The organism is Streptomyces sp. SID8374, assembly GCF_009865135.1.
GTDB lineage: Bacteria > Actinomycetota > Actinomycetes > Streptomycetales > Streptomycetaceae > Streptomyces.
In genome coordinates this window covers 4,203,083-4,223,139 of record NZ_WWGH01000001.1, presented here as the reverse complement: position 1 = coordinate 4,223,139, position 20,057 = coordinate 4,203,083, and the positions used below count along the sequence as shown (strand labels likewise).

The following is a 20,057-nucleotide window of genomic DNA, read 5'->3' as shown; positions in this document are numbered from 1 at the left end:
CCGGGCGGCCGGGGCAGGGTGGGCCAGCTCTCAGCCGGGTCTTCCCGTCGCCTCGGCGACGCCCGGGTGGTCCGGTTCGAGGAGCAGTCCCAGCAGGGACCGCAGTTCGCCCTCGCCGCCGGGGCCGAGCAGCTCCGCGGTCTCCGCGGCCAGCAGCCCGACCGCCTCCGCGACCCGCTCCAGCTGGGCGTGCCCGAACTCGGTGAGCTCCAGGGCGTGCCGGCGCCGGTCGTGCGGGTCGCGCCCGCGGTGCACCATCCCGCCCGCGACGAGCTCGTCCACCAGCTGGGAGGCGGCGGGCCCGGTGATGGCCAGCTCCCGGGCGAGGCGCTGCTGCGGGCAGGGGCCGGAGGTGGCGAGGAGGGAGAGCGGGCCGTAGTGGCGGACCCGCAGGCCGGTCCCGGCCAGCTTCTCGTCGCCCAGCCTGCGCAGCCGGTGCTGGGCCTGCGCCACCAGGTGTTCGGTGCTCCGGACGAGGTCCTGGGTGGCCGGCGGGAGCAGCCGCGCGAGCAGGGTGTTGAGGCGGGAGACCTGCTCGGGGGTGAGGGCGGCGGTGAGCCGCGCGTCCCGCTCGGCGACCGCTCGGCGGCCCGCCGCCACGGCGGAGCGGCCCTCGTCGGTCAGGGAGAGGATGTACTGGCGGCGGTTGTCCGGGTTACGGGTGCGGAGCACTTGGCCCCGGGCCTCCAGGCGGTCGACGACGCCGACCATGAGGGTGCGGTTGATGCCGAGGCGTTCGGCCAGGTCCAGTTGGGAGGCCCAGTCGCCGCCGGTCAGCGCGTCCAGGACAAGGAACTCCCGGGAGCCGTCCTCCGGGCCGCCCGAGCAGGCCGCGAACCGGGCGTACACCCGGCGCAGGAGATAGCCGACGAAAGCGGTGAGCGCTTCCGGCAGAGCGCCGGGGACCTCGGCCGTGGCCTCGGTGTCCGGCACGGGGGCTCGCGCCCCGCCGTCGGCTTCGACTCGCACGATCGTCATCTCCCCGCTTGGAACCGGGAGGCCGATTATACGGAGGGCGGCGCGGGCGGCGCGGGCAGCCGGGGCCCTGGACCGGCTGACCGGCTGCCCCCCCTTGCCCCCCCTGCGGCCCAGCCGGTTCAAGCGGGCCACCAAGCCCAGGCAGATCAGCCGCTTCAGACGAGCCCGCCGCTTCAGGCCCCCAGCGCCGCAAGCTCCGCGTTGGCGCGCTCGGTGACCAGGGCGAGGACGCGACCGGCGGCGGCCAGGTCCTCGGTGGGTATCCCGCCCCAGATGCGGGCCGTGATGGGGGCGGTCTCCGCGCCGACGGCCGCGATGAGCTCGCGCCCCGCGTCCGTGGGGCGAAGGTGCACACCGTCGGCGACCAGCAGCCGCTCGGCCAGCAGCTCGTCGAGTACGGCGCGGAGGTCGGCCGGATCCGCCTTGAGGGACCCCTGGACCTGGGCGATGAGGTCGTCCGGCGTCTGCGGGGCCCCGGAGGTGACGGCGGCGCGCAGGGCGATCTGCTGCTGGAACGTGGCACCGTGCCGGGCCAGGACGCTCTCCAGGACGCCGCGGGCGGCGTAATGGGCCAGGCCGAGGCCACGGGCGTCGGCGGGGGGTGCGGCGGAGGCGGCGGCGGTGGTGGTGTATGCGGTCGCGTTCATGGTCTTCTCCCTCTCCGGGCACACACGTCCGGCCGTCGGCAGGCGGCCGGCTCAAGAGGAAGCTATCGTCAACTTGCTTAACCATCAAGAAGATAACCATCAACTCCCCAAGCATTCATCACCCCCGGGCGCCGTCCTCTGCGACCTCGACAACGTGATCCGCTTCTACGACACCGCTCCCCTCGCCGCACTGGAGCAGGCGGCCGGACTGCCGGTGGGCACGACCATGGACATCGCCTACGCCCCCGAGATCGACCTCCCCCTCCTCCTCGGCCGGATCACCCCCGACGCCTGGGTCGACGCCATCACCGACCAGCTCGCCGGCCGCCTCGGCGGGGACACGGACCTGGCCCGCACGCTCGGGCGGGCGCTCGCCTCGGCGCCGTTCCGCGCCGACGCGGAGGTGGTCACCCTGCTGCGGCGGGCGCGCACCCACGTCCCGCTGGTGCTCGTCACCAACGCGACCCTCCAACTGGAGGACGACCTGGCCCTGTTGGGGCTCACGGACCTGGCCGACGCGGTGGTGAGCAGCGCGGTGGAGCGGGTGGCCAAGCCGGACCCGGCCATCTACCGCATCGCCGCCGAGCGGGCCGGCGTACCGGCGGAGCGGTGCCTGTTCGTGGACGACCGGCAGGAGAACATCGACGCGGCCGTCGCCCTCGGCATGACGGGCGCCCTGCACCGCGAACCGGCGGACCTGCGGCGGGCGCTGGGACCGTACGCGTACGAGACCGCGGCGACGGCACCGTAACCCCGGCTAGGCCAGGGCCCGCCCCTCCGGCTCCAGCCCCCTGCGCAGCTGTACGAACGCCTCCTCGGCGGCCTGCACCGCGCCCGCGTACACCGCGTCCGCGCTCTCCCCCGCGTCGATCCGGCGCCAGTTCTCCTCGGCCAGGATCCGCAGGACGGCGATGATCTGTCCGGCCGCCAGCCGTGCGGTCACCCCGCCGCCGAGGGTGCGGGCGAGGGCGGCCTCGAAGCGGCCCTGGTACGCGTACAGGCGGGCCACCAGCGCCGGTGTCCCGTACAACAGGCGGTGGAACGCCAGCACTTGGGGGCGGTCGCAGAGCCCGGTCACCGGGTCGCGGCGGTCCAGGCCGGCCAGGAAGTGGCGGCGCAGCGCGCCCAGCGGGCTCTCGCCGGGCCACCGGCCGGCGACCACCCGGGCCGCCTCGTCCTCGTGGTCGGCGAACCGGTGCAGCGCCAGGTCCTCCTTGGCGGGGAAGTACCGGAACAGCGTCGGCTTGGAGATGTCCGCCGCGGCCGCCACCTCCGCCACGGAGACCTTGTCGAAGCCCCGTTCCAGGAACATGGCGATCGCCGCATCGGAGATCGCCCGGTACGTCAGCTCCTTCTTCCGCTCCCGCAGGCTGACCCGGGGCGGGGCCACCTGATCCGGCTGCTCCCGCCCCACCACCCCGGCGACGCTTCCGCTTCCGTTCCCGCCGACGGCCTTCTCTCCGCTCATGACCATGAAGCGTACGCCCTTGACCTGGACCGGACTTGATGTCGCGAGCACGACAGTACGGGCAGGTCAGCCGCCCCGGCAGGGCACGTCAGGGCGGCCGTCGGGCCAGCCGTCGGGGCGGCTCAGAAGATGTCCGGGCACCAAGGCCGCCGCCCCGTACGGAAGATGGCGTCCGCCGTGCCCGCCGCCCCGGTCCGCAGCTCCTCGGCCCGTCCCAGGTCCGCCAGCCGCCGCGCCGACTCGTCGCCGAGATACAGGGCCGCCAACTCCCCGGCGCCCAGCGCCAGATCGGCGCTCCGGGTGGTCGGGGTGCAGCGCGCGCCCTCGGGCGAGACATCCAGCAGGAAGCGCCCCTGCGCCACGCCCCCTTCGTCCCGGACATCCAGCACGAGCGACGCCTCGCTCTCGTACGTACGGGCCTCCAACGCGCGCTCCACGTCGAGGATCCGCAGCCAGAGCCAGTCCGCGTGCGTGACCGTCCTGGCGGCCCGGGGGTCCGGGAGGAGCTGGGGGAGCAGGTCGTCGGGGGCGCGGTAGCCGGAGCGGACCGTGGTGATCCAGTCGACCGAGCAGAGGAAGTGCCACAGCGCCCGCTCGGCGGCCGGGGTCACCGCGATCAGGTCCCGTACGGTCGCGGTGTTCAGGGGCTGCTTGGCGTCGCCCCACTTGTCGTCGGTGCCGTAGACCAGGAGGCCGTCGACCTCACCGTCGGCGTCGCGGTGGATGACGTAGAACGGTTCCGTCCACTTCTCGTGGGCCGGGATGACGGTCGTGCCCGTGTGCCGCCTCCACCAGCGCTCGCTGCGGCTGACGACGCCGGGGCGCAGCGCCGCCAGCCGGGCGTGCAGCTCGGGGCCGTACTTGCGGACGTCGGCGCCGTCCACCATCTCGATCCGGCCGCCGTCCTCCGGCTGCCCCGACCGGCGCGGGTCGAGGCCGGCGCGGTGGACGGAGACCTCCCACTCGGCGGTCCAGGTGGCGGGGCCGAAGCCGAACCGCCCGTAGATCGGGTACTCGGCGGCGATCAGCGTGGCGACCACCTCGCCCCGCTCCCTGGCCGCCGCCAGGTCCGTGGCCATCATCCGGCTGAGCAGCCCGCGACGGCGGTGCGTCGGCGCCACCGTCACCCCGGTGATCGCGTCGGCCGGGACGGTGGCGCCGCCCACCACGGTCAGCCGCTGGGCGAACGAGCGGAACGTCGCCACGCACCGCCCGGCGTCGAACGCGCCCTGGAGGCGGGTGAGATCGGTGGCGGCCAGCCGGTCCGCGACATCGTCCTCCGCCGGTGAACCGGCGGTGAGGAATCCGTTCTGCACCGCCCGCAGCCAGTCGGGGTAGTCGGACGCGGTCACCGTACGGACGTCGAGGCTCATCCCCCCACGCTAAGCAGGCACGACTCAGAATGTCGCGCGAATTTCCCCGACCTCGACCGCCCCGCCGAGCAGCGGTGCGCGCCCGATCCGGGCGACCACCGGGGCGTCGACGCCGAGCAGTTCCAGCGCCCGGGCCAGGACCGGTCCGAGGGCCCGGGTCGCCCCGTCGTCGATCTTGAAGGCGAGGGCCCGGCCGTCGGCCAGCGCGACCGCCTGCACGGCCTCGGCGCCCATCTTGGAGAGGGTTCCCGGGACCTCGCTCATCAGCCAGGTGTCCGGGCGCCGGGTGCCCGCGACGTACTCCGGGTGGGCGCGCATCGCGTCCGCGACCCGGCGCTCGGCGCTGCCCGGCTCGGCCAGCACGAACGAGCGGAACGCGCGGGCCAGACCTGTCAGCCCGATCGCCATCAGCGGGGCCCCGCAGCCGTCGGTGCCGAGCGAGGCGACCGGCTCGCCCGCCGCCTCGGCCACGACCTGGCCGACGAGGAGCTGGAGCGGGTGGGCGGGGTCCAGGTAGCTCGCGGTGTCCCAGCCGTTGCGGACGCAGACGGCGAGCATCGCGGCGTGCTTGCCGGAGCAGTTCATGGTGATGCGCTCGCGTACGTTCCCGGCGGCGAGGTAGGCCTCGGCGGCGACCGGGTCCAGCGGCAGGTCGGGCGGGGTCTGGAGGTCGTCGGTGGACAGCCCGTGCTCGGCGAGCATCTTGCGTACGAGATCGAGGTGGAACGGTTCCCCGGAGTGGCTCGCGGCGGCCAGTGCCAGCCGCTCCCCCGACAGCTCCAGGCCCGCCCGGAGGATCGCGGCGGCCTGCATCGGCTTGTTGGAGGAGCGGGGGAAGACCGGGGCGGCGGGGTCGCCGAGCGCGAGTTCCACGCTCCCGTCGGCGGCGAGCAGGACCAGCGAGCCGCGGTGGTGGCCCTCGGTGAACCCGGACCGTACGACCTCGGCCAGCACGGGCGGGGCGGGGGCTATCGCGGCAGGGGCGTCGGTGGACGTCATGGTGGCCTTCCGGAGACGGTCGGGACGGGTCGGTACGGTCGATACAGACAGCTGTGTGGAGACCCGGCGCCCGGAAAGACCCGGAGAGATCGGAAGGATCGGCCGGACGGGCGGGGTGCGGGACCCGCCGTCCGGAAGGGTCGCTTCAGGCGAGCAGGTCGTCCACTTGGGCTTCCCCGTCACGGTACCTGCGGGCGATCTCCGCGCTGCAATCGTCGGTCGTGCGCTGGAGCTCGTGACGGCGCCGGGAGACCTGCTGCTCGTAGCGGACCAGGCGGCCCATCGCGTCGTGCAGCTCCTCGTCCGTACGGGCGGCCAGGTCGGAGAGCTCCACCTCGGCCAGGTTCTCGGCGGCGAGCTGCCGGAACTCGTCACCGCGCGGCGTCGTCAGCGTGACGTGCCGGGCGGAGGTGCGGTGCCGGGACGGGGCGTCGGCCAGGATCTCCGAGAGCCGGTCCACCACCGGGGTCTCCGGCACCGGCGCCTGCGGGTCCCGCCTGCGGGCCAGCTCGGCGCGGAGGATGTCGATCCGGCCCTGGACCAGCCGGCGTACGTAACTGAGGTCGGCCTCGTCCCGCTGCGCGTCCCGCCGCAGCGTCCGCAGCTCGGGCAGCCGCAGCCCGCCGAACCCGGCCTCGCCGCCGCCCTGCTCCGGCACGGACGCGAGCCCGGGCAGCAGGGGCCGTACGGGTGAGTGCAGGGTGCTGGTACGGGCGCTGCCGCCGGTGGGTGCGCCCGGTACGGGCCCGGGAGATTGTCCGGCTCCATAGGTACTCATGCTGTTCCGTCCCCTCGACCGGTGCGTCGGCACACCGCCATCGTGCATCGTGCCACCCTGCAAGGTGCCCCCGCCCACACTCTGTACCCGTTCAGCCCAAGATAGGTTGGTCTGTATGCGTGCAGTGGTACAGCGAGTGGACGGCGCGAGCGTCTCGGTGGCCGGGACGGGCGACGATCCGTCCGCGACCGGCGTGGTCGGCGAGATCATCGGCGAAGGCCTGTGTGTGCTGGTCGGAGTCACCCATGGGGACACCCCGGAGAAGGCGGCCCAGCTGGCCCGCAAGCTCTGGTCGGTCCGCATCCTGGAGGGCGAGAAGTCCTGTTCGGATGTGAATGCCCCCCTCCTGGTGATTTCGCAGTTCACTCTCTACGGGGACGCCCGCAAGGGCCGCCGCCCCACCTGGAACGCCGCGGCACCCGGCGAGGTCGCCGAGCCGCTGGTGGACGAGGTGGTGGCCCAGCTGAGGGCGCTGGGCGCGGAGGTGGCGACGGGCCGGTTCGGAGCGGACATGCGGGTCTCGCTCACGAACCACGGCCCGTTCACGGTGATCATCGAGGTGTGAGGCCGTACGGCTCCGGGGGCTACGGGGTTCCTGGGGCTACGGGCTCCGGGGGCTACGGTTCGACCACCGTCTCCTGGGCCGCCGCCGTGTCCCCGGCGATCAGCTCCGCGTCCACCGCCACGTTCCGCTTGACCAGGGCCAGGGCGATCGGGCCCAGCTCGTGGTGGCGGGCCGAGGTGGTGATGAAGCCGAGCTGGCGGCCCTCCTCGCCGTCGGCCGCCAGCCGTACCGGCGTGCCGTGGCCGGGCAGGTGCACCTCGCTGCCGTCCAGGTGCAGGAAGACCAGCCGGCGCGGCGGCTTCCCCAGGTTGTGGACGCGGGCGACGGTCTCCTGGCCCCGGTAGCACCCCTTCTGGAGGTGGACGGCGGTGCCGATCCAGCCCAGCTCGTGCGGGATGGTGCGGTGGTCGGTCTCGAAGCCGACGCGCGGCCGGTGCGCCTCGATGCGCAGCGCCTCGTACGCCAGGATCCCGACGGCCGGGCCGTTGGCGGCGGCGTACGACTCCAGGTCGGCGCGCGGCAGGAACACGTCCCGGCCCTGCGCGGTCTCCCGTACGGCCACACCCTCCGGGACCTGGGCGATGGACCCGGCCGGGAGGTGCACGACGGCGGTGTCCTCGGTGCGGTCGGCGACCTCGACCCGGTAGAAGAACTTCATCGACTCCAGGTAGGCGATGAGGTCGCCCTGCGTGCCGGGTTCGACGTGCATCCACACCGTCGTCCCGTCGTCGACGAGGTACATGGCGTGTTCGATGTGCCCGTTGGCGGAGAGGATCAGGGCCTCGGTGGCCTGGTGCGGGGCGAGGTCGCTGACGTGCTGGGTGAGCAGCAGGTGCAGCCAGCTCAGCCGGTCGTCGCCGGTGACGGTGACGACACCGCGGTGGGAGAGGTCGACGAGGCCGTTGCCGTCGGCGAGGGCGCGTTGCTCGCGGAACAGGTCGCCGTAGTGTCCGGCGACTCCTTCGTCGCGGCCCTCGGCGGCGACGGCGCCGGGCAGGGACAGCAGGGGGCTCTTCATGGAGCCCAGCCTACGACTTGGGCCCGCCGGTCCCCGAGTCGTCCCTCGCGGCCGTGCACGCCTCGCACCGGCCGAAGATCGCGAAGTGCTTCATATCGGTCGCGAAGCCGAAGTCGGCGCGGAGCTTCTCGGTGAACTCGGCGACGACGGAGAGGTCCGCCTCGATGACGTCCTTGCAGTCCCGGCAGACCAGGTGGATGTGGTGGTGCCGGTCGGCCAGGTGGTACGTCGGGGCGCCGTGGCCCAGATGGGCGTGGCTCACCAGCCCGAGCTCCTCCAGGAGCTCCAGGGTCCGGTACACCGTGGAGATGTTCACCCCGGACGCGGTCTTGCGGACCTCGCACAGGATGTCGTCCGGGGTCGCGTGCTCCAGGGCGTCCACGGCCTCCAGGACGAGCTGGCGCTGGGGCGTCAGCCGGTAGCCACGCTGCCGAAGATCGGTCTTCCAGTCGGTGCTCACCACAGGCCCAGTGTAGGACGGGTGAGCACCGGCCAGGGGGCTCGTGCCGTACGGGACCCTCTACTTGAAGAACGCGATGCCGTCGTCGGGCATGTCCTCGAGGTTCCGCGCCATCTCGGCGACCTCCTCGGGGGTGACGACCTTCTTCAGGTGCGCCGACATGTACGGGCGCAGTTCGACCTCGGGGGTCGCCTTCTCGCCGACCCACATGAGGTCGCTCTTCACATACCCGTAGAGGCGCTTTCCGCCGGTGTACGGGCCGGAGGCCGCGGTCCGGGCCACGGCGTCGGTGACCAGGTCGATCTGCGGCTTCTGGTCGGCCAGCTCGCCGTACCAGATCTCGACGACGCCCTGGTCGCGGACCATGACGACCTCGACCTTGCGGTCCTTGTCGATGCGCCAGTAGCCGGACTCCGACTCCAGCGGGCGGACCTGGTTGCCGTCGGCGTCCAGGACCCAGGTGTGGGAGACGTACTCCAGGAAGTCACGGCCGTCGTGGCTGAACGTGACCTCCTGGCCGAAGTTGCACTTCTCGGCGCCGGGGAAGTCGGAAACGCCCGCGCCCGCCCACTTGCCGATGAGGAAGGCCAGCGGGACGAGGTCCGGGTTGAGGTCGGACGGAATCTCGATCATGAGCGGCTCAGACGATCTGTGAGGGGGCGGAACGATCGGGCACGGCGAGGGTCAGCGCTGGCCCTGGTACAGCTTCTTCACGGCGACGGCGGTGAAGGCGAGCACGCCGACGCAGACCAGGATGAGCAGGGCGGTGAAGAATGCCTCAAGCACGGGGGCTCCTCGGAATGAGCGGTATGGCGGCAGTACAGGGCCGGGTCCCAGCCTAATGGGTGGGGGCCCGGCCTTCTCGTCCAGGTAGGGGCCGAACGGCGTGACCACCGCCGCCCGGCCCACCCGTCCCGGACGCGGTCTCGGCCGAGGAGCTGGTTCTGGAGGATCACGGTCCGCTGGAACGGGATCCGCGCCGCCTCCGCCCTGCCCGGCCGCTCGTGGACGATCAGGGCGAGCGTGTCACCGGCCAGGCTGTACGCGTGCCGTGTGCGTGCGTCGCCGTGGGGCGCCTTCTCGGTCAGGACGTACGACGAGATCCCCTCCACCGCCCGCGAGGACTTCCAGGCCGCGTCGAACTCGACCTCTTCCACCCCGGCCGGCGTCCAGGGCATCGACACCCCGATGCCCAGCTCGTCCCGCAGGTGGGTGGCGAAGGCGGCCGAGTTGAACTGGGCCTGGATGCCGTGGCCGACGGCGGTAGCGAGTTCGACGTGCGTGCGGCGCGTCTGCGCGCACAGGTGACTCGCAGGTCGGAGGGGGTGCCCGCCGGAGGATTACAGTTCGGTGTATGCAGAAGAAGCTTGTGATCAAGGTGACCGCCGGGCCCGAAGCCGCCGAGCGCTGCTCGCAGGCCTTCACCGTGGCGGCGGTGGCCGTGGCCAGTGGGGTGGAGGTCTCGCTCTGGCTGACCGGGGAGTCCTCGTGGTTCGCGCTGCCGGGCCGGGCCGCCGAGTTCGAGCTGCCGCACGCCGCCCCGCTGCCCGATCTGATCGACTCGATCCTGGCGGGCGGCCGGGTCACCCTCTGCACGCAGTGCGCGGCCCGGCGCGAGATCACGGAGAAGGACGTGCTGGAGGGCGTACGGATCGCGGGGGCGCAGGTCTTCGTCCAGGAGGCCATGGCGGACGGCACGCAGGCGCTCGTCTACTGAGCCCGGTCCCGTACAGCGGTCAGTACCGCTTCTTCCCGTCCAGCTCGTCCCACCACTCGTCGGACTTCGGGTCGCCGGAGGGGTCGTCCCACCACCGGTCCTCCGGCCCCCGCCGGTTGGCGAACACGGCGGCGACGGGCGGGATCACCATCGCGACCAGGCACATCGCGATGGCCGCGGGCATCGACCACAGGCGTACGAAGGCCCAGGCGGAGACGAAGAGGACGACGCATCCGCCCATCAGGAGGAAGTAGTTCCGCCGGCGTCGGGCGTACATGCCTCCAGCGTAGAACCGCCCAGGGACCTGGCACAGCACGGCGCGAAGGGCCGCACCCCGCGTCAGGTGGCGTCCAACCCCCTGGGGTGCGGCCCTCCGGCCGTTCTGTGCCGTCGTTCGAGCGGCCATGCCGTGGATCAGACGGCGATCGCGACCTCGGAGAGTCCACCGGTCTGCGCGACGACCGTGCGGTCGGCGCTGCCGCCCGGCACCAGGGCGCGGAGCGTCCAGGTGCCCTCGGCCGCGTAGAAGCGGAACTGCCCGGTCGCCGAGGTCGGGACCTCGGCGGTGAACTCGCCGGTCGAGTCCAGCAGACGCACGTAACCGGTGACGGGCTCGCCGTCGCGGGTCACGCTGCCCTGGATGGTGGTCTCACCGGGCTTGATCGTCGAAGCGTCGGGGCCGCCGGCCTGTGCTCCACACATGGGGTTCTGTCCTTCTGGTCGGGTCGTGCGGGTCGGTCGGGTTACTTGTTGGCGCCGAGCTCGATCGGCACGCCGACGAGGGAGCCGTACTCGGTCCAGGAACCGTCGTAGTTCTTGACGTTCTCCTGGCCCAGCAGCTCGTGCAGCACGAACCAGGTGAGCGCGGAGCGCTCACCGATGCGGCAGTACGCGATGGTGTCCTTCGACAGGTCGACCTGCTCGTCCTCGTAGAGGGCCTTGAGCTCGTCGTCCGACTTGAAGGTGCCGTCGTCGTTGGCGTTCTTCGACCACGGGATGTTGCGGGCGCTCGGCACGTGGCCGGGGCGCTGCGACTGCTCCTGCGGGAGGTGGGCCGGGGCGAGCAGCTTGCCGCTGAACTCGTCGGGCGAGCGCACGTCGACCAGGTTCTGGCTGCCGATGGCCGCCACGACGTCGTCGCGGTAGGCGCGGATCGACTCGTCCTGCGGCTTGGCCTTGTACTGGGTGGCCGGGCGCGTCGGGACGGCGTCGGTCAGGTCGCGGGAGTCCAGCTCCCACTTCTTGCGGCCGCCGTCGAGGAGCTTGACGTTCTCGTGGCCGTACAGCTTGAAGTACCAGTAGGCGTAGGACGCGAACCAGTTGTTGTTGCCGCCGTAGAGGACGACCAGCGTGTCGTTGCCGATGCCCTTCTCGCTGAGCAGCTTCTCGAAGCCGGCCTGGTCCACGAAGTCACGGCGGACCGGGTCCTGGAGGTCCTTGGTCCAGTCGATCCGGATCGCGTTCTTGATGTGGTTCTTCTCGTACGCCGAGGTGTCCTCGTCGACCTCGACGATGGCGACCTGCGGGTCATCGATGTGGGCCTCGACCCAGTCGGCGTCTACCAGGACGTCGCTGCGGCTCATGTTGTTCTCCTCCGGGGCAGTCTGCGGCGGGTGGTGCGAGATGCGGAGTGATCGTGCGGGGGTGCGGGTATACACGCGGACGGACGGAGCGTGGCGCGTACGGGGCACGGGGCCGGCCCTGACGGTGGTCGAAGGGCCGAGGGGAGGCGGGACGGAACGAACGCCCCGCTCAGGAGGTGCGACAGAGCATGGCGGCGACGCGGCACAGGTCTACTGCCCGCCGCTTCGTGAGATCCGCCTGTCGCTTCATGGGTCCGATCGTAGGGAGGTACGGGCGGAGATGTCACCGTCGTGTCGCATGGTGAGACGCGATCATCCATGATGCGAGACGACGAGCGGGGAGGCGCGCCGTCCGGCCGGTCCCCCGTCGCCCTTCGGCCGCCGCGCATCTACGGACCGGACGTCGGCGTCTCACTATCCGGATCGTGGGGAAAGGAGCCGGGTTGCGGGCAAGGGGTGGTGGGGGGTCAGCCCGTCAGCGACACGTCCGAGCCGTTCAGCGCGATCTCCAGGCCGTTCTCCGTCACCTGGATCTTCTGGAGCTCCAGGCCCTTCGGCAGACCGTCGATGTCCCCCTGGAAGTCCGTCTTCGTCCGCACCAGCTGCTCCACCCCCGGGATGCCCTCGCCCGGCACCTCGTCCGCGCGCACCTTGATCGTGTGGCCGTCGACCCGGGTCACGGTGGAGACCACGCTGCGGGAGATCGGGCGGCCGAGGATCTCGACCGTGCCGGTGACCTTCACCTTGCCGTCGCCGCCGTACGCCACGGTGACGCCGTCCTCCGCCGCCGCCGTCAGGTCCTCGTACGAGACGACGGCCGTGCCGGTGGCGCGGGCCGCGGTGGCGGTGGTGTAGCCGGAGCCGAGCTTCACGTCGTGGAGCTGCGCCCGCACCTCGCCGACCCGTATCGCGCGGCCCGCGGCCTCGGTCTTCATGCCCTTGAGCGTGACATCGACCCGGTCGAGTTTCGACGCGGCCAGCTGGGTCAGGAAGGGGAAGCCCTTGATCGAGATGTCGGTCGTCCCCCCGCTGCCACCGCTGATGCTGACCCGGTCCTCGGCCTCCGACTCGGCGAAGTGGAGCGCCAGCCGGTCGGCGGCGACGAAGAGGCCGCCGAGCACCACCAGCAGGACCAGCAGTATTCGCAGTGCGCGCATGTGTGTCGTTTCCCCCGCCTCGGCCGTACGGTCAGTGCCCCCAAGTGATCGACGAGTGGCACCACCTCATCGGTTCCCGGGGGCGTGTACCGGCGTTGAGTGGGCGTCAGGCCCGTGGACGCCGGGTGAGGCGCGTCAGACGAGTGCGCGGCCGATCAGGTACACCGCCGGTGCCGCGGCGGTGAGCGGCAGCGCCACCCCGGCCGTCATGTGGACGAAGCGGGACGGGTAGTCGTAGCTCGCCACCCGCAGCCCGATCAGGGCGGCGACACCCGCCGCGAGGCCGAGGAGCGCCCCCTGGCTGCCGTAATCCGTGAAGCCGCCCACCGCGACACCGGCGCCCGCGCCCGCGAGCAGCGCCACCACGACGGACGCGGCACCCGGCAGCGGCAGCGCACGGGCGAGCACGGCGGCCGCGACCGCCACCCCGCCGACCGCCACCGCGTCCCCGGCCGCCGCGAGGTGCCCGGCGGCGAGGACCGCGAGGGCCGCCGAGACGACGGTGGCCATCAGGCCGTACATCCGCTCGTCGGCGCCCGCGTGGCTGCGGAGCTGGAGGACCACGGTGAGCAGCACCCAGACGCCCAGGGTGCCCAGGAGCGCGGCCGGCCCGTGCTCCCGGCCCGCGGCGAGAAGGGCCGCATCGGCGACGAGGCCGCCCGCGAAGGCGAGCGCGATGCCCTGGCGGGCCGGCCACATGCCGTTGAGCCGGAACCAGCCGGCGGCCGTCAGCGCCTGGAGCAGGACGAGCGGGACGAGCAGGGCGTACGGGCCGATGGCCGCGCCGCCCGCGAGGAGCAGGCCGAGCCCGGCGGTGAGCGCGGCGGGCTGCATCCCGGGCGCGATGATCGGCGACCGCCCTTCGGCCCGGGCCCGCTGGGCGTCGGTGATCCGGGCGTTGCCGAGGGTGGTGGGGGCGCTGTAGCCGGTGTCGTCGAGGCCCGGCTGCGGAGGCTGCTGCGTGGCAGGGGGTACGGGGGTGGGTGCGGCGGCGGCCGGGGCCGTCGGTACCTCGGGCGGCAGCGGGAGGGAGCCGGAGGCGCCCTGCGGGGGGAGGTAGGCGGTCTCGGCGGGGGCGGGACGGGGCTGGGGCTGGGGCTGCTGGTAGGGCTGCTGCGCGTGGTGGGGCTGCGACGGCTGGGGCTCCTGGTACCGAGGAGGCTCCTGGTACGGCTGCTGCGCGCGCTGAGGCTCCTGGTGCCGAGGAGGCTGGTGCGCGTGCTGAGGCTGCTGCGGCTGCTGGTGCCCAGGAGGCTGGTGCTGCGGCTGCTGGTACCGGGGCTCCTGATGCTGCGGCTGCGATGTCCCGTACGGGTCCGGCTGCCCGGCCCCGTAGACGCCCGGCTGCCCGAACCCGTACGCGTCAGACTGCGGCTGCCCGACCCCGTAGACGTCCGGCTGCGGCTGCCCGACCCCGTAGACGTCCGGCTGCGGCTGCCCGGCTCCGTAGGCATCCGGCTGCGGCTGCCCGGCCCCGTACGCGTCCGGCTGCTGCCCGTAGGCCCGCGCGTGTCCCTGGTGCTGGTCCTGGCGCTGGTCCCGCTGGATCGTCGGCTGGTACTGCGTGTCCCAGGTCGGCGCCTGCCACGTCTGCGTCGCGCCCTGGTCGTAGCCGCCCGGCTCCTGGGGCAGCGCGGACTGCCCGGCCGTCCCGTCGGGCCAGTGCTGCTGGGGCTGGGGCTGGGGCTGGGGGTCGTACGGGTACGGGTACTGCTGATCGCTGCTGCTCATGGCCTGCGGTTCACCCTCCTGCGAACGGCGGGAGCACCTCGACCGTGCCGCCCTCGGCAAGGCGTACGGTCTCATGCCCACGGGTACCGACGGGGTTGCCGTCGATGAGGAACGAGCACCGCTGGAGCACGCGGCTCAGCTCGCCGGGGTGCCGTTCGCGTACCGCTTCGAGCGCCTCGGCGAGGGTCGCCGCCGCGTACGGCTCCTCCGCGGTGCCCGCGGCGGCCTTGGCCGCAGCCCAGTAGCGGATCGTCCCCGCTGCCATGGCGCCACTCCTTCGGTCGGTTCGTGCGTCAGCTCTCCATGATGGGTCACGCCGACAGCGCGCCCGACGCCCAGTCGGCGATCCGGGCCAGCAGGGCGTCGTCCGCCGCGTTCTCCGCGTGCCCCATCCCCCGCTCCAGCCACAGCTCCGCACCGCCCTCCCCCGCCGCGTCGGCCAGCATGCGCGGGTGGTCCAGCGGGAAGTACGGGTCCCGGTCGCCGTGCACGAGCAGCAGCGGGGCCGGGGCGATGAGCGGGACGGCGGCGACCGGGGAGAGCGGGACGGGGTCCCAGTCCTCGGTGGCGATCCGGGTACGGAATCCGTACCGCCCGACGAGGCGGCCCGAGGGCCGGGTCACCACCCAGTGCAGGCGGCGCATCGGGGCCGTACCCCGGTAGTACCAGCGGGCGGGAGAGCTGACCGCCACCACCGCATCGGCATGCGCGCCGAAGTGCGCCCCCAAGTGCTCCCCCGTGCGCCGTTCGCGCACCGGTACACGGACGGACGTATCCCGTGCCTCGGTTTCTTCCGTATACAGAGCGCCGTGGCGGAGCACCACCGAGCCGCCCATGGAGAACCCGACCGTAACGACCTCGGAGTGCCCCAGGGTCCGCGCCCACGCCACCGCGGCGGCCAGATCCAGCACCTCGCGGTCGCCCACCGTGGAGCGCCCGCCGGACCGTCCGTGCCCCCGGAACGAGAACGTGATCACGGCCGCACGCTGGGAGAACACCCGCGCGGCACGGCGTACGGCGGGGCGGTCGACCGAGCCCGTGAACCCGTGCGCCACCACGATCACGGGGATGTCGGCCACCGCTTCCGGCCCCGCCCCGACACGGGCGTCGAAACCTGCCGTACACGGCTCGTACACCGCCTCGACCGGGACCCCGTCATCGGTCAGCAATGTGGCGAATCGTGGGACCCGCGTGAGCAAGGGAACAGAAGAACTCAGGAATCGACCCTCGGACGCGGAACTCATGTGGGCTATTCTGCTGCGAAGAGGATCCGGGCAATGCAGCCCCCGGGTCCTTTTGTGCTTCCCGGGCGTTGTTACGGAGACGTTTCAACAAGCTCAGCGGTCCCAGGGCGCGGGACCGCACCGTAAAACCTGTATGACGAACGCCGCAGCGTGATCGCGGGGTCATCGCCGTACAGCCGTACGAAGCAGTGCCGCATACTCCCCCGGGTCCGACCCGGGAGTGCCCCTCTCGCAGGGAACGAGGAGGACCGACGTAATGGGCGAGCGAACCGTGCAACACGATCGACCGAACCAGGCAGGTGGGCGGCGATGAGTTCACTGCTGCTGTTGACGAACGCACTCCAGCCGTCGACGGAGGTGCTTCCCGCCCTCGGCCTCCTGCTGCACAGCGTGCGGGTCGCCCCCGCCGAGGGCCCGGCCCTGGTGGACACCCCGGGCGCCGATGTGATCCTCATCGACGGGCGCCGCGACCTCCCGCAGGTCCGCTCGCTCTGTCAGCTGCTGCGGTCCACCGGACCGGGCTGTCCGCTGATCCTCGTCGTCACCGAGGGCGGCCTCGCGGCCGTCACCGCCGACTGGGGCATCGACGACGTCCTGCTGGACACGGCGGGGCCGGCGGAGGTCGAGGCGCGGCTGCGGCTGGCCACCGGCCGGCAGCAGATCACCTCCGACGACTCCCCGATGGAGATCCGCAACGGCGACCTCTCCGTCGACGAGGCGACGTACAGCGCGAAGCTCAAGGGCCGGGTCCTGGACCTGACCTTCAAGGAATTCGAACTGCTGAAATACCTGGCCCAGCACCCGGGCCGGGTCTTCACCCGCGCCCAGCTCCTCCAGGAGGTCTGGGGGTACGACTACTTCGGCGGTACGCGGACGGTCGACGTCCACGTCCGGCGGCTGCGCGCCAAGCTCGGCCCCGAGCACGAGTCACTGATCGGGACCGTACGCAACGTCGGCTACCGCTTCGTCACCCCGGAGAAGGTGGAGCGCGCGGCCGAGGAGGCGAAGGAGCGGCAGGCCGCCCAGCAGAAGCAGCAGAAGGCCGGCGAACCCGTCGCCCGTTCGGAGCAGTCGTCTTCGGCCACGGCGGCGGAAGAAGCCCCGGTAGAGGCTGCCAAGAGGTAGTTCCATCCGCGTAGACTGCCGCGCGTGGCCAAGGTGACGCGGGACGATGTGGCGAGACTGGCGGGGACGTCGACCGCGGTCGTCAGCTACGTCATCAACAACGGACCCCGGCCGGTCGCCCCGGCCACGCGCGAGCGGGTGCTCGCCGCGATCAAGCAGCTGGGCTACCGGCCCGACCGGGTCGCCCAGGCCATGGCCTCGCGGCGGACCGACCTCATAGGAATGATCGTCCCCGACGCCCGGCAGCCCTTCTTCGCGGAGATGGCGCACGCGGTCGAACAGGCCGCCGCCGAGCGCGGGAAAATGGTGCTCGTCGGCAACTCCGACTACCGCGACGAGCGCGAGGTCCACTATCTGCGGGCCTTCCTCGGCATGCGCGTCTCCGGGCTGATCCTGGTCAGCCAGGGCCCCAGCGAGCGGGCGGCGGCGGAGATAGAGGCGTGGGACGCCCGGGTCGTGCTGCTGCACGAGCGCCCCGAGGCGATCGACGACGTCGCGGTCGTCACGGACGACGTCGGCGGCGCGCAGCTGGCCACCCGCCACCTCTTGGAGCACGGTCACGCGTACGTGGCCTGCCTCGGCGGTACGGAGGAGACCCCGGCCGTCGGTGACCCGGTCGCCGACCACGTCGAGGGGTGGCGCCGGGCGATGCACGAGTCCGGCCGCTCCACGGAGGGCCGGCTCTTCCAGGCCCCGTACAACCGGTACGACGCCTATCAGGTGGCCCTCGGGCTGCTCGCCGGCCCGGACCGGCCCCCGGCGATCTTCTGCGCCACCGACGACCAGGCCATCGGGGTGCTGCGGGCGGCGCGCGAGCTGCGCATCGACGTGCCGGGTGAGCTGGCGGTGGCGGGCTTCGACGACGTGAAGGAGGCCGGGCTCACCGATCCGCCGCTGACCACGGTCTTCTCCGACCGCCCGGCGATGGCGCGGGCCGCGGTCGACCTGGTGCTGGACGACTCGCTCCGGGTCGTGGGCTCGCGGCGGGAGCGGCTGAAGCAGTTCCCCTCGGCGCTGGTGATCCGGCGCTCGTGCGGCTGCGGGGAGCCGAACGCTTCGGCGTAACCGCCGGCTCGCGGGCCTTTACAGCGGGCATACGCGGTTCTTCCGGGCTTCTCAGGGCGTACTCAGGCTGCTCTCATGTTCGGTGGCCAGCCTGATGGACATGACGGAGAACCTTCGCCCGAGCGGCGCGCACTCGACGGACCAGGACCCGGCCTCGTACCCCTACGGCAGTACGGCGTACGACGGCGGCAGCACGGCGCACGAAGGCGCGGCGGGCGGTTACCCGCCCCCGCCCCCGTACGCCCCCACCCCCTCCGCGTACGCCACCGAGCCCCCCGCCCCCGGGCACCGCGAGCGCCGGGCGAAGCGGCCGGTGGCGCTGCTGGCGGCCGTAGCCCTCGCCGCGGCCGTGATCGGCGGCGGCAGCGCGGCGCTGGTCGGGCAGCTCACCGACGGCGGGGCCACCGCCACCGGCTCCACCGGCGTGGTCAAGGGCACCACCGTGGCCCAGAGCAGCAAGGGCACGGTCTCGGGCGTCGCGGAGGCGGTCTCCCCGGCCATCGTCGAGATCGGCGCGGCCTCCTCGGCGGGCAAGTCCACCGGGTCCGGGGTCGTGATCACCGACGACGGCGAGATCGTCACCAACAACCACGTCATCTCGGGCGCCCAGCAGATCGAGGTCACGCTCTCCACCGGCAAGACGTACACCGCCGATGTCGTGGGCACCGACCCCGACAAGGACCTCGCGCTCATCAAGCTGCGCGGCGCGAGCGGGCTGAAGACGGCCACGCTCGGCGACTCCTCGCAGGTCAAGGTGGGCGACCAGGTCGTGGCGATCGGCTCGCCGGAGGGGCTGACCGGGACGGTCACCAGCGGGATCATCTCCGCGCTGGACCGGGATGTGACGGTGGCCAAGGACGACTCCGGCAGCTCGGGCCAGGACCAGGGGCAGGGCGGCAGCGGACAGCAGTGGCCGTTCGAGTTCGGCGGGCAGCAGTTCAACGGCGACACGGGCGAGAAGACGACCACGTACAAGGCGCTCCAGACCGACGCCTCGCTCAACCCCGGCAACTCCGGTGGCGCGCTGATCAACATGGACGGTGAGATCATCGGCATCAACTCCGCGATGTACGCGCCCAGTTCCTCGGCGGCGGGCAGCGGTTCGACGGCGGGCAGCGTGGGCCTCGGCTTCGCGATCCCGGTGAACACGCTCAAGGCCGACCTGGACACCCTGCGCGCGGGGAACAACTCCTGACCGTGCGAGGCTGAGACACTCCCGCAGACCGGGCAGACCGGACCGGGACGAGAAGAGAACGAGAAAGAGGACGACACAGCGATGAGCCCCGCCGAAGACGATCCCCAGCGCATCCTGATCGTCGACGACGAACCGGCCGTACGGGAGGCGCTCCAGCGCAGCCTCGCCTTCGAGGGGTACGGCACCCAGGTGGCGGTCGACGGGTACGACGCCCTGGCGATGGCCGAGGCGTACACCCCCGACCTCATCGTCCTGGACATCCAGATGCCGCGCATGGACGGCCTCACCGCCGCCCGCCGCATCCGCGCCACCGGCTCCACCACGCCCATCCTCATGCTCACCGCCCGCGACACCGTCGGGGACCGGGTCACCGGCCTCGACGCGGGCGCGGACGACTACCTGGTCAAGCCGTTCGAGCTGGACGAGCTGTTCGCCCGTATCCGGGCCCTGCTGCGCCGCAGCTCGTACGCGGCGTCGGCGGCGGGCGCGGAGGCCCCGGACGACGACGTGCTCTCCTTCGCCGATCTGCGGATGGACCTGGCGACCCGCGAGGTCACCCGGGGGGAGCGGCGGGTGGAGCTGACCCGTACCGAGTTCACGCTGCTGGAGATGTTCCTGGCCCACCCGCGCCAGGTGCTGACCCGGGAGCAGATCCTCAAGGCGGTGTGGGGCTTCGACTTCGAGCCGAGCTCCAACTCCCTGGACGTGTACGTGATGTACCTGCGCCGCAAGACGGAGGCGGGCGGCGAACCGCGCCTGGTCCACACCGTACGCGGGGTGGGCTACGCGCTCCGTACGGGCGGGAGCGGCGAGGCGTGAGCACGGTGCAGCCCCCGACGGGCGGGGCGCGACCCCCCGCAGGCACCGCGCGGCCCCCGGCGGGCGAGGCGGCTCCCGCCGGGGCCGAGTCGGCTCCCGCCCGTAAAGGGCTCGTACGCCGCTTCCGCACCCTGC

The 20,057-nt window shown here is 72.6% G+C and carries 24 protein-coding genes; 8 read left to right on the top strand and 16 right to left on the bottom strand.

Translation table 11 applies throughout. The features are described 5' to 3' along the window. Window positions 1–30: 30 nt before the first annotated feature. Both GTY67_RS18600 and GTY67_RS18595 read right to left on the bottom strand, forming a co-directional pair. Window positions 31–978, bottom strand: coding sequence for a MarR family winged helix-turn-helix transcriptional regulator (locus GTY67_RS18600; RefSeq protein ID WP_161279398.1), 948 nt, complete (start codon window positions 976–978; stop codon window positions 31–33). A 173-nt stretch (window positions 979–1,151) separates the two neighbouring features. Then, complete coding sequence (locus GTY67_RS18595) at window positions 1,152–1,625, bottom strand: MarR family transcriptional regulator (RefSeq protein ID WP_161279397.1); 474 nt, start codon at window positions 1,623–1,625, stop codon at window positions 1,152–1,154. A 154-nt stretch (window positions 1,626–1,779) separates the two neighbouring features. Between GTY67_RS18595 and GTY67_RS18590 the strand changes: the two genes are divergently transcribed. After that, window positions 1,780–2,376: an HAD-IA family hydrolase gene (locus tag GTY67_RS18590; RefSeq protein ID WP_343238706.1), complete on the top strand. Its 597-nt coding sequence runs from the start codon at window positions 1,780–1,782 to the stop codon at window positions 2,374–2,376. Between the two features lie 6 nt (window positions 2,377–2,382). On the opposite strand, the gene GTY67_RS18585 is transcribed toward GTY67_RS18590, so the two are convergent. From GTY67_RS18585 to GTY67_RS18570, 4 genes are all read right to left on the bottom strand, one after another. Continuing rightward, complete coding sequence (locus GTY67_RS18585; RefSeq protein ID WP_202462152.1) at window positions 2,383–3,099, bottom strand: TetR family transcriptional regulator; 717 nt, start codon at window positions 3,097–3,099, stop codon at window positions 2,383–2,385. Between the two features lie 116 nt (window positions 3,100–3,215). After that, window positions 3,216–4,466, bottom strand: coding sequence for a GNAT family N-acetyltransferase (locus GTY67_RS18580; RefSeq protein ID WP_161279396.1), 1,251 nt, complete (start codon window positions 4,464–4,466; stop codon window positions 3,216–3,218). Between the two features lie 24 nt (window positions 4,467–4,490). Next, complete coding sequence (locus GTY67_RS18575) at window positions 4,491–5,465, bottom strand: asparaginase (protein WP_093691066.1); 975 nt, start codon at window positions 5,463–5,465, stop codon at window positions 4,491–4,493. A 145-nt stretch (window positions 5,466–5,610) separates the two neighbouring features. Then, window positions 5,611–6,123, bottom strand: a complete 513-nt coding sequence (locus GTY67_RS18570; RefSeq protein WP_093691094.1) for an ABC transporter substrate-binding protein — start codon at window positions 6,121–6,123, stop codon at window positions 5,611–5,613. 235 nt (window positions 6,124–6,358) lie between these two features. Here GTY67_RS18570 and dtd point away from each other — a divergent pair, with 235 nt between their 5' ends. Further along, window positions 6,359–6,808: a D-aminoacyl-tRNA deacylase gene (gene dtd, locus GTY67_RS18565; RefSeq protein WP_093691064.1), complete on the top strand. Its 450-nt coding sequence runs from the start codon at window positions 6,359–6,361 to the stop codon at window positions 6,806–6,808. A 52-nt stretch (window positions 6,809–6,860) separates the two neighbouring features. On the opposite strand, the gene GTY67_RS18560 is transcribed toward dtd, so the two are convergent. From GTY67_RS18560 to GTY67_RS18550, 3 genes are read right to left on the bottom strand one after another with little or no spacing between them, the layout of a single operon-like run. Next, window positions 6,861–7,826, bottom strand: coding sequence for a glycine cleavage T C-terminal barrel domain-containing protein (locus GTY67_RS18560; protein ID WP_093691062.1), 966 nt, complete (start codon window positions 7,824–7,826; stop codon window positions 6,861–6,863). A gap of 10 nt (window positions 7,827–7,836) precedes the next feature. Then, the gene (locus GTY67_RS18555) at window positions 7,837–8,289 is read right to left on the bottom strand and encodes a transcriptional repressor (protein ID WP_093691060.1); all 453 of its coding nucleotides are present in this window, start codon (window positions 8,287–8,289) and stop codon (window positions 7,837–7,839) included. 57 nt (window positions 8,290–8,346) lie between these two features. Next, window positions 8,347–8,919 (bottom strand): FABP family protein, encoded by a 573-nt coding sequence (locus GTY67_RS18550; protein ID WP_093691058.1) that lies wholly within the window; start codon window positions 8,917–8,919, stop codon window positions 8,347–8,349. Window positions 8,920–9,339: 420 nt separating this feature from the next. Between GTY67_RS18550 and GTY67_RS18545 the strand changes: the two genes are divergently transcribed. Further along, entirely contained in the window at window positions 9,340–9,594 is a 255-nt protein-coding gene (locus GTY67_RS18545; protein ID WP_161279395.1) for a hypothetical protein, read from the top strand. 46 nt (window positions 9,595–9,640) lie between these two features. Next, window positions 9,641–10,003, top strand: coding sequence for a DsrE family protein (locus tag GTY67_RS18540; protein WP_093691054.1), 363 nt, complete (start codon window positions 9,641–9,643; stop codon window positions 10,001–10,003). Window positions 10,004–10,022: 19 nt separating this feature from the next. Here the strand turns inward: GTY67_RS18540 and GTY67_RS18535 are convergent, their stop codons facing one another. The 7 genes from GTY67_RS18535 to GTY67_RS18505 form a co-directional block, all read right to left on the bottom strand. Then, window positions 10,023–10,280 carry a DUF3099 domain-containing protein gene (locus GTY67_RS18535; RefSeq protein WP_093691052.1) on the bottom strand — a complete coding sequence of 86 codons (258 nt, stop codon included), beginning with the start codon at window positions 10,278–10,280 and terminating at the stop codon, window positions 10,023–10,025. Between the two features lie 137 nt (window positions 10,281–10,417). After that, the gene (locus GTY67_RS18530; protein ID WP_003968135.1) at window positions 10,418–10,705 is read right to left on the bottom strand and encodes a DUF1416 domain-containing protein; all 288 of its coding nucleotides are present in this window, start codon (window positions 10,703–10,705) and stop codon (window positions 10,418–10,420) included. 41 nt (window positions 10,706–10,746) lie between these two features. Then, window positions 10,747–11,586, bottom strand: coding sequence for a sulfurtransferase (locus GTY67_RS18525; protein WP_093691050.1), 840 nt, complete (start codon window positions 11,584–11,586; stop codon window positions 10,747–10,749). 467 nt (window positions 11,587–12,053) lie between these two features. Beyond that, window positions 12,054–12,743: a DUF2993 domain-containing protein gene (locus tag GTY67_RS18520; RefSeq protein ID WP_093691048.1), complete on the bottom strand. Its 690-nt coding sequence runs from the start codon at window positions 12,741–12,743 to the stop codon at window positions 12,054–12,056. 135 nt (window positions 12,744–12,878) lie between these two features. Continuing rightward, a complete protein-coding gene (locus GTY67_RS18515; RefSeq protein ID WP_161279394.1) occupies window positions 12,879–14,474 on the bottom strand; it encodes a hypothetical protein in 1,596 nt (531 codons plus the stop codon). A 10-nt stretch (window positions 14,475–14,484) separates the two neighbouring features. Next, complete coding sequence (locus tag GTY67_RS18510) at window positions 14,485–14,739, bottom strand: MoaD/ThiS family protein (RefSeq protein ID WP_093691044.1); 255 nt, start codon at window positions 14,737–14,739, stop codon at window positions 14,485–14,487. A 46-nt stretch (window positions 14,740–14,785) separates the two neighbouring features. Continuing rightward, window positions 14,786–15,718, bottom strand: coding sequence for an alpha/beta fold hydrolase (locus tag GTY67_RS18505; protein ID WP_202461488.1), 933 nt, complete (start codon window positions 15,716–15,718; stop codon window positions 14,786–14,788). Window positions 15,719–16,027: 309 nt separating this feature from the next. Between GTY67_RS18505 and GTY67_RS18500 the strand changes: the two genes are divergently transcribed. From GTY67_RS18500 to GTY67_RS18485, 4 genes are all read left to right on the top strand, one after another. After that, window positions 16,028–16,843 carry a response regulator transcription factor gene (locus GTY67_RS18500; RefSeq protein ID WP_093691040.1) on the top strand — a complete coding sequence of 272 codons (816 nt, stop codon included), beginning with the start codon at window positions 16,028–16,030 and terminating at the stop codon, window positions 16,841–16,843. Window positions 16,844–16,867: 24 nt separating this feature from the next. Beyond that, window positions 16,868–17,908, top strand: coding sequence for a LacI family DNA-binding transcriptional regulator (locus GTY67_RS18495; RefSeq protein ID WP_161279393.1), 1,041 nt, complete (start codon window positions 16,868–16,870; stop codon window positions 17,906–17,908). Between the two features lie 94 nt (window positions 17,909–18,002). Next, window positions 18,003–19,103 carry a trypsin-like peptidase domain-containing protein gene (locus GTY67_RS18490; protein ID WP_202462149.1) on the top strand — a complete coding sequence of 367 codons (1,101 nt, stop codon included), beginning with the start codon at window positions 18,003–18,005 and terminating at the stop codon, window positions 19,101–19,103. 81 nt (window positions 19,104–19,184) lie between these two features. Beyond that, on the top strand, window positions 19,185–19,922 hold the full coding sequence (locus GTY67_RS18485) for a response regulator transcription factor (protein ID WP_161279391.1): 738 nt from the start codon (window positions 19,185–19,187) through the stop codon (window positions 19,920–19,922). The last annotated feature ends 135 nt before the right edge of the window (window positions 19,923–20,057 follow it).

What these genes read in the sequence shown, in the direction of transcription:
- GTY67_RS18530 (WP_003968135.1), bottom strand. Translation starts at nt 10,705, where the DNA reads ATGTGTGGAGCACAGGCCGGCGGCCCCGACGCTTCGACGATCAAGCCC.
- GTY67_RS18580 (WP_161279396.1), bottom strand. Translation starts at nt 4,466, where the DNA reads ATGAGCCTCGACGTCCGTACGGTGACCGCGTCCGACTACCCCGACTGG.
- GTY67_RS18525 (WP_093691050.1), bottom strand. Translation starts at nt 11,586, where the DNA reads ATGAGCCGCAGCGACGTCCTGGTAGACGCCGACTGGGTCGAGGCCCAC.
- GTY67_RS18535 (WP_093691052.1), bottom strand. Translation starts at nt 10,280, where the DNA reads ATGTACGCCCGACGCCGGCGGAACTACTTCCTCCTGATGGGCGGATGC.
- GTY67_RS18515 (WP_161279394.1), bottom strand. Translation starts at nt 14,474, where the DNA reads ATGAGCAGCAGCGATCAGCAGTACCCGTACCCGTACGACCCCCAGCCC.
- GTY67_RS18490 (WP_202462149.1), top strand. Translation starts at nt 18,003, where the DNA reads ATGGACATGACGGAGAACCTTCGCCCGAGCGGCGCGCACTCGACGGAC.
- GTY67_RS18550 (WP_093691058.1), bottom strand. Translation starts at nt 8,919, where the DNA reads ATGATCGAGATTCCGTCCGACCTCAACCCGGACCTCGTCCCGCTGGCC.
- GTY67_RS18505 (WP_202461488.1), bottom strand. Translation starts at nt 15,718, where the DNA reads ATGAGTTCCGCGTCCGAGGGTCGATTCCTGAGTTCTTCTGTTCCCTTG.
- dtd (WP_093691064.1), top strand. Translation starts at nt 6,359, where the DNA reads ATGCGTGCAGTGGTACAGCGAGTGGACGGCGCGAGCGTCTCGGTGGCC.
- GTY67_RS18520 (WP_093691048.1), bottom strand. Translation starts at nt 12,743, where the DNA reads ATGCGCGCACTGCGAATACTGCTGGTCCTGCTGGTGGTGCTCGGCGGC.
- GTY67_RS18575 (WP_093691066.1), bottom strand. Translation starts at nt 5,465, where the DNA reads ATGACGTCCACCGACGCCCCTGCCGCGATAGCCCCCGCCCCGCCCGTG.
- GTY67_RS18585 (WP_202462152.1), bottom strand. Translation starts at nt 3,099, where the DNA reads ATGGTCATGAGCGGAGAGAAGGCCGTCGGCGGGAACGGAAGCGGAAGC.
- GTY67_RS18540 (WP_093691054.1), top strand. Translation starts at nt 9,641, where the DNA reads ATGCAGAAGAAGCTTGTGATCAAGGTGACCGCCGGGCCCGAAGCCGCC.
- GTY67_RS18560 (WP_093691062.1), bottom strand. Translation starts at nt 7,826, where the DNA reads ATGAAGAGCCCCCTGCTGTCCCTGCCCGGCGCCGTCGCCGCCGAGGGC.
- GTY67_RS18485 (WP_161279391.1), top strand. Translation starts at nt 19,185, where the DNA reads ATGAGCCCCGCCGAAGACGATCCCCAGCGCATCCTGATCGTCGACGAC.
- GTY67_RS18510 (WP_093691044.1), bottom strand. Translation starts at nt 14,739, where the DNA reads ATGGCAGCGGGGACGATCCGCTACTGGGCTGCGGCCAAGGCCGCCGCG.
- GTY67_RS18500 (WP_093691040.1), top strand. Translation starts at nt 16,028, where the DNA reads ATGAGTTCACTGCTGCTGTTGACGAACGCACTCCAGCCGTCGACGGAG.
- GTY67_RS18595 (WP_161279397.1), bottom strand. Translation starts at nt 1,625, where the DNA reads ATGAACGCGACCGCATACACCACCACCGCCGCCGCCTCCGCCGCACCC.
- GTY67_RS18600 (WP_161279398.1), bottom strand. Translation starts at nt 978, where the DNA reads ATGACGATCGTGCGAGTCGAAGCCGACGGCGGGGCGCGAGCCCCCGTG.